This is a genomic window from Pseudomonas sp. PWP3-1b2 (assembly GCF_049896045.1).
GTDB classification, from domain to species: domain Bacteria; phylum Pseudomonadota; class Gammaproteobacteria; order Pseudomonadales; family Pseudomonadaceae; genus Aquipseudomonas; species Aquipseudomonas antarctica_B.
The window spans coordinates 80,282-98,187 of record NZ_JAFCTN010000020.1 but is presented as its reverse complement, the minus strand read 5'-3'; the positions used below and the strand labels follow the sequence as shown (position 1 = coordinate 98,187).

General features: G+C 61.9%; 18 protein-coding genes and 1 pseudogene. 13 read left to right on the top strand and 6 right to left on the bottom strand.

Going from position 1 to position 17,906, the window contains the following annotated elements:
- Positions 1-64: 64 nt before the first annotated feature.
- Positions 65-1,213: an aldose epimerase family protein gene (locus tag ACP7A2_RS15140; RefSeq protein WP_426134846.1), complete on the bottom strand. Its 1,149-nt coding sequence runs from the start codon at positions 1,211-1,213 to the stop codon at positions 65-67.
- A 138-nt stretch (positions 1,214-1,351) separates the two neighbouring features.
- On the opposite strand from ACP7A2_RS15140, the gene ACP7A2_RS15135 reads away from it, so the two are divergent.
- Positions 1,352-2,119, top strand: coding sequence for an SDR family NAD(P)-dependent oxidoreductase (locus tag ACP7A2_RS15135; protein WP_426134845.1), 768 nt, complete (start codon positions 1,352-1,354; stop codon positions 2,117-2,119).
- An 84-nt stretch (positions 2,120-2,203) separates the two neighbouring features.
- The gene (locus ACP7A2_RS15130; protein WP_426134844.1) at positions 2,204-2,653 is read left to right on the top strand and encodes a GNAT family N-acetyltransferase; all 450 of its coding nucleotides are present in this window, start codon (positions 2,204-2,206) and stop codon (positions 2,651-2,653) included.
- Between the two features lie 32 nt (positions 2,654-2,685).
- Here the strand turns inward: ACP7A2_RS15130 and ACP7A2_RS15125 are convergent, their stop codons facing one another.
- Entirely contained in the window at positions 2,686-3,552 is an 867-nt protein-coding gene (locus tag ACP7A2_RS15125) for a LysR substrate-binding domain-containing protein (protein WP_426134843.1), read from the bottom strand.
- A 134-nt stretch (positions 3,553-3,686) separates the two neighbouring features.
- On the opposite strand from ACP7A2_RS15125, the gene ACP7A2_RS15120 reads away from it, so the two are divergent.
- The 4 genes from ACP7A2_RS15120 to ACP7A2_RS15105 all read left to right on the top strand — a co-directional run bounded on the left by ACP7A2_RS15120 (position 3,687) and on the right by ACP7A2_RS15105 (position 7,994).
- Positions 3,687-4,739, top strand: coding sequence for an agmatine deiminase family protein (locus ACP7A2_RS15120; protein ID WP_426134842.1), 1,053 nt, complete (start codon positions 3,687-3,689; stop codon positions 4,737-4,739).
- 4 nt (positions 4,740-4,743) lie between these two features.
- The gene (gene aguB / locus ACP7A2_RS15115; protein ID WP_426134841.1) at positions 4,744-5,625 is read left to right on the top strand and encodes an N-carbamoylputrescine amidase; all 882 of its coding nucleotides are present in this window, start codon (positions 4,744-4,746) and stop codon (positions 5,623-5,625) included.
- A complete protein-coding gene (locus tag ACP7A2_RS15110; RefSeq protein ID WP_426134840.1) occupies positions 5,622-6,704 on the top strand; it encodes an extracellular solute-binding protein in 1,083 nt (360 codons plus the stop codon). The genes aguB and ACP7A2_RS15110 overlap by 4 nt, the downstream gene beginning before the upstream one ends.
- A gap of 189 nt (positions 6,705-6,893) precedes the next feature.
- Positions 6,894-7,994, top strand: coding sequence for an agmatine deiminase family protein (locus ACP7A2_RS15105; RefSeq protein ID WP_426134839.1), 1,101 nt, complete (start codon positions 6,894-6,896; stop codon positions 7,992-7,994).
- Here ACP7A2_RS15105 and ACP7A2_RS15100 read toward each other — a convergent pair.
- Positions 7,991-8,290, bottom strand: coding sequence for a MarR family winged helix-turn-helix transcriptional regulator (locus tag ACP7A2_RS15100; RefSeq protein WP_426134850.1), 300 nt, complete (start codon positions 8,288-8,290; stop codon positions 7,991-7,993). The genes ACP7A2_RS15105 and ACP7A2_RS15100 overlap by 4 nt on opposite strands.
- Between ACP7A2_RS15100 and ACP7A2_RS15095 the strand changes: the two are divergent.
- Positions 8,289-8,978 (top strand): annotated as a pseudogene (locus tag ACP7A2_RS15095) (efflux transporter outer membrane subunit); the annotation flags it as partial. The gene ACP7A2_RS15100 and the pseudogene ACP7A2_RS15095 sit on opposite strands and share 2 nt — an antisense overlap.
- A gap of 4 nt (positions 8,979-8,982) precedes the next feature.
- Entirely contained in the window at positions 8,983-9,816 is an 834-nt protein-coding gene (gene yghU / locus ACP7A2_RS15090; protein ID WP_426134838.1) for a glutathione-dependent disulfide-bond oxidoreductase, read from the top strand.
- Positions 9,817-10,364: 548 nt separating this feature from the next.
- Here the strand turns inward: yghU and ACP7A2_RS15085 are convergent.
- Complete coding sequence (locus ACP7A2_RS15085) at positions 10,365-11,408, bottom strand: LacI family DNA-binding transcriptional regulator (protein ID WP_426134837.1); 1,044 nt, start codon at positions 11,406-11,408, stop codon at positions 10,365-10,367.
- Between the two features lie 161 nt (positions 11,409-11,569).
- On the opposite strand from ACP7A2_RS15085, the gene ACP7A2_RS15080 reads away from it, so the two are divergent.
- Genes ACP7A2_RS15080 through ACP7A2_RS15065 form a run of 4 tightly spaced genes read left to right on the top strand, consistent with a single transcriptional unit; the run spans position 11,570 to position 14,991 of the window.
- Positions 11,570-12,652: a fatty acid desaturase family protein gene (locus tag ACP7A2_RS15080; RefSeq protein ID WP_426134836.1), complete on the top strand. Its 1,083-nt coding sequence runs from the start codon at positions 11,570-11,572 to the stop codon at positions 12,650-12,652.
- Positions 12,649-12,969, top strand: coding sequence for a MocE family 2Fe-2S type ferredoxin (locus tag ACP7A2_RS15075; RefSeq protein WP_426134835.1), 321 nt, complete (start codon positions 12,649-12,651; stop codon positions 12,967-12,969). Before ACP7A2_RS15080 ends, ACP7A2_RS15075 begins: the two co-directional genes overlap by 4 nt.
- Positions 12,970-12,971: 2 nt before the next feature.
- Entirely contained in the window at positions 12,972-14,234 is a 1,263-nt protein-coding gene (locus ACP7A2_RS15070) for an NAD(P)/FAD-dependent oxidoreductase (RefSeq protein WP_426134834.1), read from the top strand.
- On the top strand, positions 14,173-14,991 hold the full coding sequence (locus tag ACP7A2_RS15065; RefSeq protein WP_426134833.1) for a sugar phosphate isomerase/epimerase family protein: 819 nt from the start codon (positions 14,173-14,175) through the stop codon (positions 14,989-14,991). Before ACP7A2_RS15070 ends, ACP7A2_RS15065 begins: the two co-directional genes overlap by 62 nt.
- A 55-nt stretch (positions 14,992-15,046) precedes the next feature.
- Here the strand turns inward: ACP7A2_RS15065 and ACP7A2_RS15060 are convergent, their stop codons facing one another.
- Positions 15,047-15,919: an undecaprenyl-diphosphate phosphatase gene (locus ACP7A2_RS15060; RefSeq protein ID WP_348061684.1), complete on the bottom strand. Its 873-nt coding sequence runs from the start codon at positions 15,917-15,919 to the stop codon at positions 15,047-15,049.
- A 179-nt stretch (positions 15,920-16,098) separates the two neighbouring features.
- Between ACP7A2_RS15060 and ACP7A2_RS15055 the strand changes: the two genes are divergently transcribed.
- Positions 16,099-16,605 (top strand): GNAT family N-acetyltransferase, encoded by a 507-nt coding sequence (locus ACP7A2_RS15055; RefSeq protein WP_348061686.1) that lies wholly within the window; start codon positions 16,099-16,101, stop codon positions 16,603-16,605.
- Positions 16,606-16,834: 229 nt separating this feature from the next.
- Here the strand turns inward: ACP7A2_RS15055 and ACP7A2_RS15050 are convergent, their stop codons facing one another.
- The gene (locus ACP7A2_RS15050) at positions 16,835-17,773 is read right to left on the bottom strand and encodes a GlxA family transcriptional regulator (protein WP_426134832.1); all 939 of its coding nucleotides are present in this window, start codon (positions 17,771-17,773) and stop codon (positions 16,835-16,837) included.
- Positions 17,774-17,906: the final 133 nt, after the last annotated feature.

Sequence of the window (17,906 nt, the reverse complement as noted above, 5' to 3'; positions counted from 1 at the left end):
TCAGTCAACAAATTAATTGACTGACCCACCGCCTTCGCGAGCAAGCCCGCTCCCACAGTTTTATTCAGTCCGCAGTGAACTTGAAGATGGTGTTCTGGGTATAGGTCTGGCCCGGGTTCAGGCGGGTTGAGGCGAATGTCGGTTGGTTAGGCGCGTCCGGGAAGTGTTGGGTTTCCAGCGTGAAGCCACTCCAGTGTTGGTAGGTCTTGCCGGCCTTGCCTTTCACTGTGCCGTCGAGGAAGTTGCTGGTGTAGAACTGCACGCCCGGCTCGGTGGTGTATAGCTGCAAGCGTCGGCCCGAGGCGGGGTCGTGGACTTCGGCGGCGAGTTTTTTGATATCGCCTTTGGTGTCCAGCGCCCAGTTAAAGTCAAACCCGCCTTGTTTGGGCTCGGCAAATTTCAGCTGGGGGTGGTCGTCCTTGATGTGTTGGCCGATAGCCGTTGGTGTGAGGAAATCCATCGGTGTGCCCTTGACCGGGGCGAGTTCGCCGGTGGGGATCAAGGTAGCGTTGACCGGGGTGTAGTGGCTGGCGTGCAGGGTGGCGACTTGTTTGAGGATGTCGTCGTTGCCCGCGCCGGCGAGGTTGAAGTAGCTGTGGTTGGTGAGGTTGAGTACCGTCGGTTTGTCGGTGGTGGCCTTGTAGTCGATGTGCAGTTCGTTTTTGTCGTTGAGGCTGTAGGTGACTTCGGTTTTCAGGTTGCCGGGAAAGCCCATCTCGCCGTCTTTGGACAGGTAGGTGAGGGTTACGCCGACCGAGTCCTTGCCCTTGACCGGCTTGGCTTGCCACACGTGTTTGTCGAACCCCTGGGCGCCGCCGTGCAGTGAGTTGGGGCCGTCATTGAGCGGAACCTGGTAGCGTTTGCCGTCGAGCTCAAAGGCGCCGCCGGCGAGGCGGTTGCCGAAGCGTCCGATGGTTGCGCCAAAAAACGCGGTGCCGGCCTGGTAGCCTTGCACGTCGTCGAAGCCCAACACCACGTCCTCGGCCTTGCCGTTTTTGTCGGGTACTTTCAGCGACTGCAGCACGCCGCCGTAGGTGATCACCGTGGCTTGCATGCCGTGGCTGTTGCGCAACACGTACTGTTCGACGGCGGTGCCGTCATTGGTTTTGCCGAACGGTTTTTGCTCGCTGGTGAGGCCAGCGGCCTGGGCGCCGCCGCTGGCGATCAGCATGGACAAGGCGAGGCCGGACAGCAGGTGACGAGGGTGCTTCATGGTCGAACTTCCTTTTGTTGTTTTCAGTGGAATAGTTCTACTAATGTGCGATATTTTGTCGATGGAACAGCAGATTTATAGCCTTTTACCGTGTATTTGCAAAATAAAATAAGACTAATTGAGTGAGGCGATTGTTATATGAGTACTGAGCAGGCCGTTTATCCCGACCTCAAGGGCAAGACCGTATTGGTGTCTGGCGGTGCCTCGGGCATTGGCGAATTCATGGTGCGGGCATTCGCCGGGCAGGGCGCCAAGGTGGGCTTTGTGGACCGTGCGCAGAGCCAGGGCGAGCACTTGGCGGCGACGTTGAATGCACAGGGGCACAGCGTGGAATTCGTGCACTGCGACATCACCGATGACATCGCCTTCAAGGCCGCGATCGAGGGTTTTGAGCAGTCCCTGGGCCCCATCACCGTGCTGGTCAATAACGCCGCCAACGATGTGCGCCACACCCTGGAAGAAGTCGATTCGGCCATGTTCGACCGGCTGATCGCCGTCAACCTCAAGCACGCTTTCTTCGCCGCCAAGGCGGTGGCCCCGATGATGAAAAGCGCAGGCGGCGGGGCCATCATCAACCTTGGCTCGGTGGGCTGGATGATGGCGTCTGCCGGCTACCCGGTGTACGCCGCCAGCAAGGCTGCGGCGCATGGCATGACCCGCGCGCTCGCGCGTGAATTGGGCCCGAGCCGCATCCGAGTCAACACCCTGGTGCCCGGCTGGGTCATGACCGAAAAACAACTGGAAATGTGGGTGGACGACGCCGCCAGGGAACTGATCAGCCGCAGCCAATGCCTGCCGGGCAGCGTGTTGCCGGAACACATCGCCAATATGGCGCTGTTTCTCGCCTCTGATGCGTCGGCGATGTGTTCGGCGCAGAACTTTATCGTGGACGGTGGTTGGGTCTGAATCGATGACGAAACGGGTATTTCTTGAACGCCGGGTGTTGTTGCAAGCGTCCGGTTTGACGTTTCAGGTTGGCGTGGAGGGTTTATGACGCCTGTTTCATCGGCGACCGCTATCGTGTTATCGGGTGTCACCCATCACGACGTGGAGCATCTTGTCGCCATCCGGATTGAGGCCATGCGCGAAAGCCTCGAGCGGGTTGGGCGTTTTGATCCCGCCCGCGCGCGTGAACGCTTTCTCGCTGGGTTTGACGCCAGCAGCACGCGGCGCATAGAGAGGGACGGTGAGCCAGTAGGTTTTGTTGTTGTCAAAGACCGTCACGGCGAGCTTCTGCTGGATCACTTGTACGTGGTGCCTGCCGCTCAAGGTGCAGGGATAGGCTCTGCGGTGCTCGCTCAGGTGTTCAGAGAAGCTGACGCACTAGGGCGGCCCATCAGAGTGGGCGCGCTCAAGGAGAGCGCGTCAAATCGCTTTTACATGCGCCATGGTTTCGCGCTTGTCGAGAGTGGGGAATTCGATAATTACTACGTCCGATAACCCCTCGGCAAGGATGTCTTAACGCCAATCGCTCATGGTGCATCTGCATGTAAATGGGCCAGCAGCCACGCCGTAAAGCTGCGGGCCATGGGCTCATGCTCACTGTCGCGGTGCGTCAACAGCGCCCAGCTCGGGCCGCGAATAGTGGCCTCGACCAAGGGCACCAGTGCGCCGTCTTGCTGGCTTTTGCGGCTGAGCAATTGACTGACCAGGCCAATGCCCAGCCCCGTGCACACCGCGTCCAGTAATAAGCCGGGGTCGGAAAAATTCAGCCCCTGGTCCCTTTGCCCCACATCAACTCCGGCTTCCACGGCCCAATGGCTCCAGTCCATTTCCCGCTCGCCGTGCAAGGTGGTGCGTTGTTCCTTCGGTACCTTCAGCACGCGCGGGTGGCAGGCTGGGAACAAGCGGTCGGCATGCAGCACCTTGAAGCTGCATTCGGCCTGGGAGCTGATGTCGTCGCGCACCGCCAGGTCGATGGTCTGGCTGGCCATGTCGGGCACTTCGTCGGTGCTGAAAATCCACAAATCCACTTCCGGGTGCTGGCGGCGAAAGTCCTCCAGCCTCGGCAGCAACCAATGGCGCGCAAACGTCGGCGTGGTGTTGAGCACCAACTGATTGGGCTTGCGGTACTGCCCCAACCGCCGCACGCCCACCGCCAGTTGCTGCAACAACGCCTGGGTGGTGCTGAGGAAATCGTGGCCGGCGTCGGTCAGGCTCACGCTGCGCCCGCTGCGCAAAAACAGCGGCTGCTCAAGGTAGGCCTCCAGGCTGCGAATCTGCTGGCTGATCGCCGATTGGGTGAGGTGCAGTTCTTCGGCAGCCTTGTGGAAGCTGCCCAACCGGGCCGCGGCTTCAAAGCCGCGCAGGGTGCCGAGCGGGGGCCAGTGATTGAGCATGCTGATAAGTTCCTCTAATCAGTTTTCTACAAAATCCATCGTTTGTCCGGTCTTTATCGCCGCCGTAGCATGCATGCCAAGACTCCGTGGGCAGTGTTCACTGAACACAATGACTTAACTCAAAGGTGCTTGTCATGCAGCAGATTGAAAATCAGAGCAAGGGTTGGTGGATGCCTGCGGAGTGGTCCCCACATGCGGCCACCTGGATGGTCTGGCCGCATAACCAGGCCTTGTGGGAAACCACCTGGGGCGTGACGTTGGCGCAGGTGCAGGAAGATTTTGCACGGGTCGCGAATGCGATTGCGCGCTTTGAACCGGTCAAGATGGTTGTCGATCCTTCAGCTGTTGCCAGTGCCAGCGCCCTGTGTGGGCCACGGTTAGAGCTGATACCGCAGCCCGTGAACGACAGTTGGTGCCGCGACTCGGGGCCGAGCTTTATCTGCCATCCGCAACACGGACTGGCCGGGGTGAGCTGGCGCTTCAATGCGTGGGGCGGCAAGTCGGCCCATGACCTGGACGAAAGCCTCGCGCGCCGCGTGCTCAACCACCTTGGGCTGGAGTGCTTCGGCACGCCGCTGAGCAATGAGGGCGGCGCGATCCACGTGGACGGCGAGGGCACGTTGATCACCACCGAATCGGTGCTGCTCAACCCCAACCGTAATCCTGGCGTGACCAAAGCCGAATTCGAAGACATTTTTGCGCGCCTGCTGGGCATCAAGAAAACCATCTGGCTGCCCGGTGACCCGGATTACGTCACTGGCGACATGACCGACGGCCACGTGGATGGCGTGTGTGCCTTCGCGCGTCCCGGCGTACTGCTGGTGGACGCCACTCACGACCAACGCTCGGTCTACGCCGACGTGGTGCGCGAAAACCGCCGCGCGCTGCAATTGGCTACCGACGCCCACGGCCGCCACTTCGAGATGATAGAACTGTACGAGGCCACCGACGCGGTAGACACCGACGCTGAAGTGTTCTGCGCCTCTTACACCAACTTCTACATCGCCAACGGCGCAATCATCATGCCGGCCTATGGCATCGCTGCTGATCAGGTCGCCGCCGAGGTACTCGCCCAGGCGTTCCCCGGCCGTGAAATCGTGCCGGTGCAGATCAACCATCTGGCCCACGGCGGCGGCGGGGTGCATTGCATCACCCAGCAGCAACCGGCCTGGCCGCTCAAGGGGTAATGCCATGACCATTTTGACCCTTGCGACCACGCAGATGCACTGCACCTGGGACTTGCCCGGCAACCTCGATCGCGCCGAACAATTGGTGCGCGATGCGGCGGCGGAGGGCGCGCAGGTGATCCTCTTGCAGGAGCTGTTCGCCACGCCGTATTTCTGCATCGAGCAACACCACAAGCACTTGGCGCTCGCCGAGGAATATACCCACAGCCGTGTGCTCAAGCGCTTTGCCGCACTGGCCAGAGAATTGGGCGTGGTGCTGCCGCTGAGCTGGTTTGAAAAAGCCGGCAATGCCTTCTTCAATTCCCTGAGCGTCGCCGATGCCGACGGGCAATTGCTGGGGGTGTACCGCAAGACCCATATCCCGAATGCCATCGGCTATCAGGAGAAGGAATATTTCAGCCCCGGCGACAGCGGTTTTCGCGTGTGGCCCACGGCCTTCGGGCGCCTGGGCATCGGCATCTGCTGGGACCAGTGGTTCCCCGAAACCGCACGTTGCCTGGCGTTGCAGGGCGCCGACGTGCTGTTGTTTCCCACCGCCATCGGCTCGGAACCCGGCTGCGCCAGCCTCGATTCCCGCGACCATTGGCAAATGACCATGCGCGGCCACGCAGCGGCGAACATCCTGCCGGTGGTGGCGGCCAACCGTGTCGGGCGTGAAGTGGCGACCACCGACGAGGGCCTGCAAATGGCCTTCTATGGCTCGTCGTTTATCTGCAACCACAAGGGCAAGATGCTCGCCGAAGCCGACCGCGACAGCACCGGCGTGCTGGTGCACAGCCTGGACCTTGCCGCCATGCGCGAAGAGCGCCTGACCTGGGGCATCTTTCGCGACCGCCGCCCGGAAATGTACAGCGCTCTATTCACCCTGGACGGCCGCCCATCATGAAATTTCTTTTGACCTGTACCCTTATGCTTACCGCCGTTTGCGCCTCGGCCGATGAAAAAATCCTCAAGCTCTACAACTGGGCCGACTATTTTGCCGCCGACACCCTGTCACGGTTCACTGCCGAAACCGGCATAAAGGTGATCTACGACGTGATGGATGGCAGCGAAACCCTGGAAGCCAAGATGATGGCTGGCGGCAGCGGCTATGACCTGATTTTCCCTGGCGACACCGTGGCCGAACGCCTGATGCATGCGGGCGCCCTGCAGCCTTTGGACCCTGCAAAGCTCACCGAGACAGGCGATATCGAACCCGGCTTGCAGAAACTGCGCAGCCAGTATGTGCACTCCAACAAGGCCACGGTGCCCTACACCTGGGGCACCATCGGCCTGACGTACAACACGCAGCAGATTGCACAGCGCATGCCGAACGCGCCGGTCAACAGCCTCGATTTGCTGTTCAAACCGGAGAATGCGGCCAGGTTCGCTGACTGCGGTATCTCGGTGATCGACTCGCCGGACGAAGTGCTCGCCGTGGTGCTCAACTACCTGGGCCGAGACCCGCGCAGCGCCAAGCGCGAAGACCTCGCCGCCGCCAACGAGTTGCTGCTCAAAGTGCGCCCCTACATTCGCAAGTTCCAGTCGCAACCGGTGACCGACCTGGTCAACGGCAACCTGTGCCTGTCGCTGGGCTACAGCGGCGACATGACCCAGGCCCAGCGCGCCGCCGATGCGGCTGGCAAAGCCGTGACCTTCGGTTATCACATCCCCCGCGAAGGCACCACGGTGTGGATGGACACCCTGGCCATTCCGGTCGATGCGCAACACCCGGAATACGCCTATGCCTTTATCAACTTCGTGATGCGCCCGCAGAACATGGCCGCCATCACCAACGCCACCGGCTACCCCACGGCCAACGCCAAGGCCCGACCGGATGTGCAGGCGAGCATGCGCGACAACCCCGAGATCTACCCGGATGCGGCCACCTTTGATCGGTTGATCCCCGGCAGGGACATTCCCCAGGCCGACATGCGCGCGCGAATGCGCGTGTGGACCAAAGTCAAAACAGCCTCCGTCAAATAATTGTGGATAACAAGCTTCCTGTGGCGAGCGAGCTTTTGTGGCGAGCGAGCTTGCTCGCGTTGGGCTGCGTAGCGGCCCCGAAAAAAGCGGGAGCGCTGCGCACTCCAACGCGAGCAAGCGCGCTCGCCACAGAGGCTTGCTCAGCCTGATCAACGTCTTTGAACTCAACACCGTATCCCCGAGAACCACATGCCCACTCGCCGCACCTTCATCAAACAAACCAGCGTGGTCTGCGCCATGCCATTGATCAACACCCCACTGCACGCCGCCGTCAGCGGGCGTTTCTACATGCCCGACGAAGGCGAAAAACATCGCCAGGCATTTATCGCCTTTGGTGCTCAGGATGCGATCTGGGGAGGCTTCACCGCCGACGTACAAGCCGCCCTTGGCCGCATCGCCCGCGCCATCGCCGACCATGAACCGGTCACCGTGTTCTGCCGCGAAGACGAGCGCGCACTCGCAGAAAAACACTGCGGCACGCGCAATATCACGTTGGTGGAAGCCGCGCTGGACGACATCTGGATCCGCGACACCGGCGCCAATTTCGTCATTGACGGCTCGGGCGGCGTGGCCGCGGTGGGCTTTAATTTCAACGGTTGGGGAGACAAACAGCAGCACGCCGATGACGCGCAGCTGGCGGCCTTGATTGCCGCCCACACCGGCACCCGACACCTGCGCAGCAAGCTGGTGGGCGAGGGCGGGGCGATTGAGGTAGACGGGCGTGGCACCGGCATCATGACCGAGAGCAGTTGGATCAACCGCAACCGCAACCCCGGCTGGAGCAAGGCCGAGGTCGAAGCCGAACTGAAAGAACGCCTGGGCCTGCGCAAGATCATCTGGCTGCCCGGCATCAAGGGCAAGGACATCACCGACGCCCACGTCGATTTTTACGCGCGCTTCGTGTCGCCCGGCGTGGTAGTGGCCAACCTCGACACTGACCCTGCGTCTTACGACCACAAGGTTACGTTGGCGCACCTGGAAATCCTCAAGCACGCCACCGACGCCGACGGTCGCCCGCTGCAGGTGCACACCCTGTCGCCGCCGCTGAACCCGCGCAACAGCAAATTCAACGAAGGTAATCAGGAATTCGCGGCAGGCTACATCAACTATTTGGTGATCAACGGCGCGGTGATTACGCCCGAATTCGGCGACCCGGTGGCGGACCGCAAGGCGCTGGACCTGCTGACGCGGCTCTACCCGAACCGCACCGTGGTGCAGCTCAATATCGACGCAATTGCGGCGGGCGGTGGTGGCATCCACTGCGTGACCCACCACCAGCCGGTGGTTTAGTCGTCCTTGGCGAGCAACACCTGGGAGAACGCGTCGGAGGCAATAAAGTCGAGGGTTTGGCGCAGTTGTGCGGCGGCTTCCCGGCCAAACGCCTGATCGAAACGCTCGGCCATTTTCAGCGAGATTCGCCGGGCTTTTGCATAAGTGCTCTTGCCCGCTTCGGTCAGCAGCACGCGGCGGGTGCGGCGGTCGAGTTCGTCCACGCGCAACTCCACCAGCCCGTCGCGCACCAGCGGTTTGAGCGTGTGGCCGAGGGCAGACAGGTCCATCACCAGGGTCTGCGCCAGCTCACCCATTTTCGGTGAGTCGGCGTCGACCTACACCGTAGCTGTCAGCGTTGCGCCGATAGCCCTGCCGAACGTGCCGACCGGCGTGCCGTCGAGCCTGCTGCAACGTCGCCCCGACATTGCCGCCGCCGAGCGTCGCATCGCGTCGGCAAATGCGCGTATCGGCGTGGCCAGGGCGGCGTGGTTTCCGCAGATTAACTTGAGTGCCCAGGGCGGTTATCAAAGTGATGAGTTTGCGCGCCTGCTCAGTGCGCCTAACCTGTTCTGGGCCCTTGGCCCGTCGCTGGTGGGCACGCTGTTCGATGGCGGCGCGCGCCAGGCTCAGGTGGACATCGCCAAGGCAGCCACCGACGAAGCGGCGGCCAAATACCGTGGCGTGGTGTTGGCGGCGTTTGAGCAGGTGGAAGACAACCTGTCGCAGATCGCGGGCCTGGGCAGTGCGCTGGATGATCAGCGGGACGCGGCGGCTGCGGCGCAATACGCCGAAGACCTCTCCACCTCGCGTTATCGTCAGGGAGCGGTGGCGTATCTGGACGTGGTGACCGCCCAAGTGGCAGCGCTGGAAGCCAAGCGCACGGTATTGCAACTGCAAACCCAGCAATTGAGCGCTAATGTGGGCCTGATCAAGGCGCTGGGCGGCGGATGGAACGTGGCTCAATTGGCTGCGTCGAACACTATTGAGACCAAGGAGCAGTGAAATCATGACCGACTATGTACCCCCAAAAGTGTGGACCTGGGACGCCGAGAGCGGCGGCACGTTTGCCAGCATTAACCGGCCTGTTGCGGGGGCGACCCATGACAAGGCGCTGCCGGTGGGCAAGCACCCTTTGCAGCTCTATTCGTTGGCCACGCCGAATGGGCAGAAGGTTACGATTCTGTTGGAGGAACTGCTGGCGCTGGGGCACGCGGGCGCGGAATACGATGCGTGGTTGATCAAGATTGGTGACGGTGATCAGTTTGGCAGCGGGTTTGTGGCGGTGAATCCGAATTCGAAGATTCCGGCGCTGCTGGATTGCAGTGGGGAGACGCCGATTCGGGTGTTTGAGTCGGGTGCGATTTTGCAGTACCTGGCGGAGAAGTTCGGGGCGTTTTTTCCGACTGAGCCGGCGGCGCGTGCGGAGTGTTTGTCGTGGTTGTTCTGGCAGATGGGCAGTGCGCCGTATCTGGGGGGTGGGTTTGGGCATTTTTATGCGTATGCGCCGAGCAAGATGGAGTACGCCATCAACCGGTTTGCGATGGAGACCAAGCGGCAGCTGGATGTGCTGGAGCAGCGGTTGGCGGTGAGTGAGTACATTGCCGGGGATGACTATACGATTGCCGATATTGCGATTTGGCCTTGGTATGGTGGGTTGGTGAAGGGGCGGTTGTACGGGGCGGCGGAGTTTCTTTCGGTGCATCAGTATAAGCATGTGTTGCGCTGGGCTGAGGCGATTGAGGCCCGGCCTGCGGTGCAGCGGGGGCGCAGGGTGAATCGGGTTTCCGGGGAGGTGTCGGAGCAGTTGGCTGAGCGGCATGATGCTGGGGATTTGGATTGAGTGCATATCCGGTTTTTGGGTTAGGGCTGATATGGGTTCCGCTCTTACAGCGGGTCACTTTTGGAAAGACCGAGTAAGACTTCAATCCCTTCACACCCAGTTGAGTTTTTCTGTGGGAGCTGGCTTGCCTGCGATGCAGACACTTCGGTCCCTCAGGCACTCCCAGCAGATGCCATCGCAGGCAAGCCAGCTCCCACATTTTTTACCGAGTAAGCCTTCAATTCTTTCACACCCAGTTGAGCTTCACTGTGGGAGCTGGCTTGCCTGCGATGCAGACACCTCGGTCCCTCAGGCACTCCCAGCAGATGCCATCGCAGGCAAGCCAGCTCCCACCTTTTTTACCGAGTAAAACTTCAATTCTTTCACACCCAGTTGAGCTTTTCTGTGGGAGCTGGCTTGCCTGCGATGCAGACACCTCGGTCTCTCAGGCACTCCCAGCAGATGCCATCGCAGGCAAGCCCGCTCCCCCACGGACCGCGCGTTTCCAATAACAATTCTTCGGCGGTTTGCCATGACCCATGCGGTCTTGCTCAAGCTTTAAAAACACTTCACATATTCTCCGAGGTCACGATCTGCGGCGGGATGTGCACTCGATGCCGTACCGGGTCGAAGGCTTCGGCGGTCTGCAGTGCTACCAGCAATTGCACCAGCGCGGTGGCGATTTGGTGGGGTTGTGAGTCCATCACCACGTCGATCAGGCCCTGGCTCAGGGCTTGGCGCGACAGCGCTGTGGACTCTTGCAAAATGCAGCACAGCGCGGGGCGTTTGGGTAATTGCGCCAGGGCGCTGATCACGCCGTCGCCGCCGCCGCCGACCACGCACAGGCCGCGCAGGTCGCGGTGGCGGGTGAGCAGGTCGAGGGTGGCTTCTTCGGTGATGTCGCTGTTGTCGAGGTTGATCAGCGGTTCGAGCGGTTTGAGCCCGGGGGCGTGTTCGGCGAGGTAGCGGTGCAACCCTTCGACCCGTGCCTGGTGGCCCAGAAAACGATGGCCGCCCAGCACAATCCCGACGCTGCCTTTTCGCGTGCCACACAGGCGCGCGAGCAGCCAGCCCATGGTGCGCCCGACCACCGGGTTGTTCTGGCCCACGTAGGGCTCGGCGGCTTGCTCGTGAATGTCCGAGAGCAGCGCAACCACGGGCACACCGGCTTCGCGGATCTGCTTGAGCGCGACGTTGATCAGCGGATGGGCAAAACTGACGACCGCGAGGGCGTCGCATTGCACCGCCAGCCTTTCGATTTGCGCCACGATGGCGCTTGGCGAGCGATCAAACACGTAGTCGAACTGGCAGGTCAGGTTGGCCGTGGCGTGATGCTGTGCGGCATCGGTTATCGCCTCGGCGAGGTTGGCGTAGAACGCCTGCGCCGTGCCCAGCAGCAGCACGCCAAACCGGTAAGTGGGGCGGCGTTCGCGAATGCGCTGGCCGATCAGCCGCGCGGCGAAATACCCCACGGCTTCGGCGGCCTGGAACACCCGCTCGGCGGTTTCCGGGTTGACTGGCGCACGCGCGTTCAGTACCCGGTCGACAGTGGCCACACTGAGGCCCGCTTGCGCGGCGACGGTGGCAATGGTTGGGCGTTTATTGTTGTTCATGACGGGCCCCTTGAGTGCCTTGATAGAAAACTATCAAGCCTTGCTGGGGCCTGATGATAGCTTGATAGGGAATGGATTCAAGGCCTTGAGGGTGAATCAGCCGCTCTCTATATTTCTTCCCGCAGAGCACCTGAAGCTCACGCTTGCGGAGAACAATAACAATGCCTGAATCCACCGCTCGTCCCACCCGACGCGACTACAGCCTCACCGGCCCGGAAGCCGCCCGCGCGGCCGAAAAAGGCCTGGTCTCGGCCAGTTGGTATCAATCGCCTGTGCCGCGTAAACGCCTGAAAGAACTGATGCAGCGCCGCGACGGCCCGGCCTTGCTCGACACCGCCATCTGGGTGGCCGCGCTGTTCGCCACCGGGCTTGGCGGCTACCTGTTCTGGGGTTCCTGGGCCTGCGTGCCGTTCTTCCTGGCGTATGGCGTGCTGTACGGCACCGCGTCCAACCCGCGCTGGCATGAAACCGGGCATGGCACTGCATTCAAGACCCGCTGGATGAACGATGTGCTGTACCAGATCGCCAGCTTCATGTGCATTTTCGAACCCCATGTGTGGCGCTGGAGCCATGCCCGGCACCACACCGACACCATCGTGGTCGGGCGTGACCCGGAGATTGTCGAGCCGCGCCCGCCAAGCCTGTTGATGATGGGGTTGAGCGTGTTCAATCTGCCCCTGGCGTGGAAGACCTTCAGCGGCGTGGCGCGCCATGCCATCGGCCGGATGAGCGCCCAGGAGCAGGATTTCATTCCCGAATCCGAATGGCCGAAAGTGTTCCGCGCGGCGCGGGTCTGGGTCGGCATTTATGCGGTGGTGATCGGCACCGCGCTGTACCTGCACAGCTGGCTGCCGTTGATGCTGGTGGGTCTGCCGAGTCTCTATGGCGCCTGGCTCGGCTACCTGTTCGGCCTGACCCAGCATGTAGGCCTGGCGGAGGATGTACTCGACCACCGCAGCAACTGCCGCACGATCTACATGAACCGCGTGCTGCGCTTTATCTACATGGACATGAACTACCACCTCGAACACCACATGTACCCGATGGTGCCGTACCACGCGCTCAAGCACCTGCACGAAGAAATCCGCAACGACTGCCCGCCGCCGTACGCCCATTTGTTTGAGGCGTACCGGGAGATTATTCCGACGATCTGGAAGCAGCGCAGTGATCCCACTTATTTCGTCGAGCGCCACAGTAAGCGCTTGCCAGAAGGTGAACCAGTCACTTGGAGATTAGTGCCATGAACGATCAATGGATCGACGTTTGCGCCGTGGGCGAAATAGACGAAGAAGACGTGATGCGCTTCGACCACGGGCCGCACACGTACGCCGTGTACCGCTCGGCCGACAACGAATTTTTCGCCACCGCAGGCCTGTGTACCCACGAGAAAATCCACTTGGCCGACGGCCTGGTAATGGACCACGTGATCGAATGCCCCAAACATAACGGCCGCTTCGATTACCGCTCCGGCAAGGCCCTCGGTGCGCCGGTGTGCGTCAACCTCAAAACCTACTCGGTGCGGGTCGAAGCGGGGCGGGTATTACTCGCCGTCACGGCGTGATGATGGATGACGCCCTGATTATCGTCGGCGCCGGCCATGCCGGTGGCCGTGCGGCGCTGACCCTGCGCGAAGAAGGGTACGCCGGGCGCCTGATCCTGATCGGTGATGAACCGCACTTGCCCTACGAGCGGCCGCCGCTGTCCAAAGGTGTGTTGCAGGGCACGGCGGATCTGGCGGGTTGCAGCCTGTTCGACAACGCGCGGTTGGCCGAGTTGGGCATCGAGCACAGTGCGAACAACCTGGTGAGCCGACTGGACCCGCAGCACCAGCGCCTTCAGCTCGCCGACGGCCAATGGTTGCCCTACGCGGGTTTGCTGTTGGCCACCGGCGGCCGGGCGCGGCGCTTGCCCTGGGAAGCGCCCAACATTGTGTACCTGCGCACCCATGACGAAGCGCTGGCCCTGCGAGGTGCATTGCGCCCCGGCACGCGGCTGGTGATTGTCGGCGGTGGTTTTATCGGCCTGGAAGTGGCGGCGTCGGCACGCAGCCTGGGGTGTGAGGTGACCGTGCTGGAAGCCGGGCCGCGCTTGGCCGGTCGAGTGCTGCCGCCGGTCATCAGTGCGGCGCTGCTGGACCTGCATCGCCGCCAGGGCGTGGACGTGCGCTTGAACGTCGTGCTGGAAACCATCAACGCCGACGCCGTGCTGTTGGTGGACGGGGAGCGGCTGGCGTGCGACCTGGTGGTGGTTGGCATCGGCATGCAACCCAATCTTGAGCTGGCCGCTGCGGCGGGGTTGGACGTGGGGCAGGGCATTCGTGTCGACGCGTACCTGCGCACCAGCGCGCCGTATGTCTACGCGGCAGGCGATGTGTGCGAGTTCCGCCTGGGTGGCCTCTATCAACGCCAGGAAACCTGGCGCAACGCCGAAGCCCAGGGACGCCACGCTGCGCTGAATATGCTGGGGCGTGAATTGCCGTTCGAGGCGATTCCGGGGTTTTGGTCCGATCAGTTCGACTGGGGCGTGCAGACGGTGGGCGTGATGACGCCGCTGATGGTCAGTCGGCCGCTACCGGACGGCGGTTTGTTGCTGTTCTACCTGGATGCCGACAGGCGCTTGCAAGGCGCCTGCGGTTGGGCCATGGGCAGCCGCGCGGCCAAAGACATCAAGCTCTGCGAGCGGTTGATCACCGCCGCCATTCCGTTGAGCGAGGCCAGCCTGGCCGACCCCGACCTGTCCCTCAAACACCTGCTGCGAGGCCGATATGCGCCAATTTCTGGTGTTCCAATCCCTGTGGGCCATGCAAACCGAGCCGGGCCCCCTTGAAGCCCAACTGGATCGCATCGCCGCCGCCGGTTTTGACGGCATCACTGACCATTACTGGAAGCCTGTCGATGTCGCGCGCCTGCACGCGGCCGCCACGGCCCGTGGCTTACAGATTGAAGGCCAGCTGTTTCCGCAATCGGTGGATGACCTGGCCGCCGCGCTGGACGTGATCAGCCGCTACGGTTGCCACCACCTGACGCTGCAAGCCGACGTGCGCCCGCGCTCCCAGGCTGAGGCGGTGAAGCTGGTCGAAGGCTGGCAGCGTCTGGCCGAGCAAGTGGACTTTGCCGTGCTGCTGGAAACCCACCGTTACCGCCTGACCAACGACCTGTTGTTCACCCTCGACCTGGTGGCGCAGATGCCCGACCTCAAACTGTTGGCCGACCTGTCCCACTACGTCGTCGGCCGCGAGTTGCCCGAACCTGGCGCCGCCGAGGATGACGAGCACATACGCGAGATTCTGCGGCACAGCTGGGGGTTCCATGGCCGCGTGGCCAGTAGCGAGCAGGTGCAGGTGTCAATCGACTTTCCCCAGCACCAGGCCTGGGTGGAGCGTTTTACCGGCTGGTGGCGCTACGGCATCGAACACTGGCTGGCCCGCCCCGACACGCCCCAGAGCCTGTCGTTCACCTGCGAACTGGGCCCGCCACCCTATGCGATCACCGGCGCGGATGGCTGCGAAATCAGTGATCGCTGGGCGCAGGCGCTAAAGATGCAGGCGCTGATACGTGAGGTGTGGCGGGGCTGCCAGCAATAACCCGCCAATCAAGCACTACCAGTGTGGGAGGAAGGGGTTTGAAAATGATGTTAGATCAGCTCAACAGCCCAGTGCTGACCGCCACGATCAGGAAGATCCCCAGCAGCGCACGGTAGATCACAAACGGCCAGGTGGAGAACCGCTCCAGGAACTTCATCAGGCCCCAAATCGCAAAGAACGCCGAGATGCTTGCCACCACCAGGCCGAAAATCAAATGCGGCCAGGCGTGAACCGGCATGTCGGCGTGCAGCAGCGCCCACAACTCCTTCAAACCGGCAAGGGCGATGGCCGGCAAGCCCAGCAGAAAGGAAAAACGCGCGGCTTCTTCGCGTTTGAAGTTGAGGAACAGCGCAGCGGTCAGTGTCGACCCCGAGCGCGATACGCCCGGAATCAAAGCACCAATCTGTGCAACACCGACGATCAACGCATCGCGCAGGCGCATTTCGCCAACTTCACGGGTGTGCCGCGCACGCACCTCGGCCACGGCCAGCAATACCGCCATCACCACGCAGGAAATCCCGATCACCATCAGGCCACGCAACGGCGAGTTGCAGGCATTCAAGGTCGAAGACAAGGCCAGACCGGCGATACAGATGGGGATCGTCGCCAGCACAATGGCCACCGCCAGTTTGAACCAGCGGTCGTTGTAGTCGCCGCGACGCACCGCGCTGATGCTGCCCGTGGTGACCTGGCGAACATCGCTCCAGAAATAACTGACCACCGCCGCCAGTGCCGCCAATTGCATCGCTGCGGAAAACGCCGAGCCTGGGTCTTGCCAGCCGAGCAGGGCGGGTACCACGCGCATGTGCGCCGTGGACGACACCGGCAGCAGTTCGGTAATGCCCTGGATCACGCCCAGGATGAAAATCTGCAGGTAATCCAGGGAGGCAAAGCCCACGTCCAGGCCGGCGGAACAAACGTTGGTCAAAATAAGTGTCCTTTAGCAATAGGGGGAAGCTGGGAAAGTTTATTCTAAATGTTTCTGGATTTTGGGTGGGACCGGACAAATCCGCAATCGGTTCAGCAAACAGAAAGGTTCTGCAAGGTATTGGCCTGCGTGCAGGATGTGTGAACAATGGCGCCCTGCGTTTTTTGACCGAGAGCCCCATGCCTGAAACCACCGTCGAACTGATCCAGACCGGCCCTGAAGAAGCCGAGCTGATTCGCAACCTTTACCAGTACTACGCCTATGAATCTTCGGACTGGGAGCAGGAAGATGTCGAAGCGGACGGGCGCTTCTACATCCACGACGAACACCTGGCCCGCTACTGGCAAGACCCGCAATGGAGCGCCAACCTGCTGCTGGTGGACGGCTATATCGCCGGCTTCCTGTTGATCGAAGGCAGCGAACTGCCGGGGATCAACGCGCTGGAACTGGCCGACCTGTTCATCCTCAAGCGCTACCGCCGCAAAGGCATTGGCCGCGCTATCGCCACCCAGGTGCTGTGCAGCGGCGAGGCCGATTGGCTGGTGCGTTTTTTTGATCAGGACGAAGTGTCCCAGGCGTTCTGGCGCACGGTGCTCGACAACCTGCCGCGCCCGGTGCAAACCATCGAACTCGACGATGACCCGCACCTGGTGAGCTACCTGATCACGCGAGCGGCGCTGCATTGAACTGACCGGTGCAGGGCGGCTCCTGAATTCGTCAGATATCCACCCTTCAAGAGCGAACACTTTATCTGTGGCGAGCGGGCTTGCCCCGCGTTGGGCTGCGAAGCAGCCCTAAAACCAGCGGCCGAAGAGTGCCTGACTCACCGCATTCAACCTTTTTAGGGTCGCTTCGCAACCCAACGCGGGACGAGCCCGCTCGCCACAGGGGGGGGAGGCCTATGAGCCAGGCTTTTTATGCCCCCGCATTGAGCGCCTGCTGCACGGCCTGCGGCGGTTGCCCGAATGCCCTGAGAAACGCCTGGCGCAGGCGCTCGCGATCACCAAAACCGGTTTCGCGGGCCACCACTTCCACCGGGTGACGGCTGGTTTCCATCATCGCCCGGGCCGCTTCCACGCGCAGTGACTCGATGGCCTTGGCCGGCGTTTGCCCGGTCTCTTCGCGAAACACCCGGCTGAACTGGCGCGGGCTGAGCCGAGCCACCGCCGCCAGCGCTTCTACCGAGAGGTCATGGGTGAGGTTCTCGCGAGCATAGGCCAGCGCCAGTTGCACGCGGTCCGACTTGGGGTCGAGTTCCAGCAGTGCCGACAATTGCGATTGCTCGCTGCCCCGGCGTTGGGCAATCACCAGCTTGCGCGCGATGCGTCGGGCCAGGTCGCTGCCCAGGTCGCTTTCCACCATGGCCAGCGCCATGTCTACCCCGGCGGTCATGCCGGCGCAGGTCCATAGTTGGCCATCGACCACAAACAGCTTGTCTTCTTCCAGGTGAATAGCCGGGTAGCGCTTGCGAAAGGCTGGCGCGTGAATCCAGTGGGTGGTGGTGCGTTTGCCGTCGAGCAGCCCGGCTTCGGCCAGCACCAGGATGCCCATGCACAAAGAGGCCACGCGCCGTGATTGGGCGCAGGCGGCCTTGACCAGCTCCGGCAGGCTGGCCTCGGGCAAGCAAAAATCTACATAGCCGCTGATGATCAACGTGTCGTAACCCTGCGGCCGAATGGGCGTGGTGTTTACCGAGAACCCTTGCGAGGTCATGACGGCGCCGCCGTTCTGCGACACCAGATGAAACTCATACGCCGGTTCGCCCCGCAGCAGGTTCGCGCACTCGAACACCGAGCCTGTGCTGAGGCTCAGGCATTCAAAATTCGGGTAAACCAGCAGCGCAACGCTGTGCATCGTCATTCTCCAGGGGCGGTTGTGGGGGGATTGTCGGCGTGTCCCAGGTAAACGGCAACTGCGTAGGCGCCGTGTCCGAAATCCTTGCGCATTTGACATTGTTGCGGTTTCGTCCAACGCCTAACATGCCCTC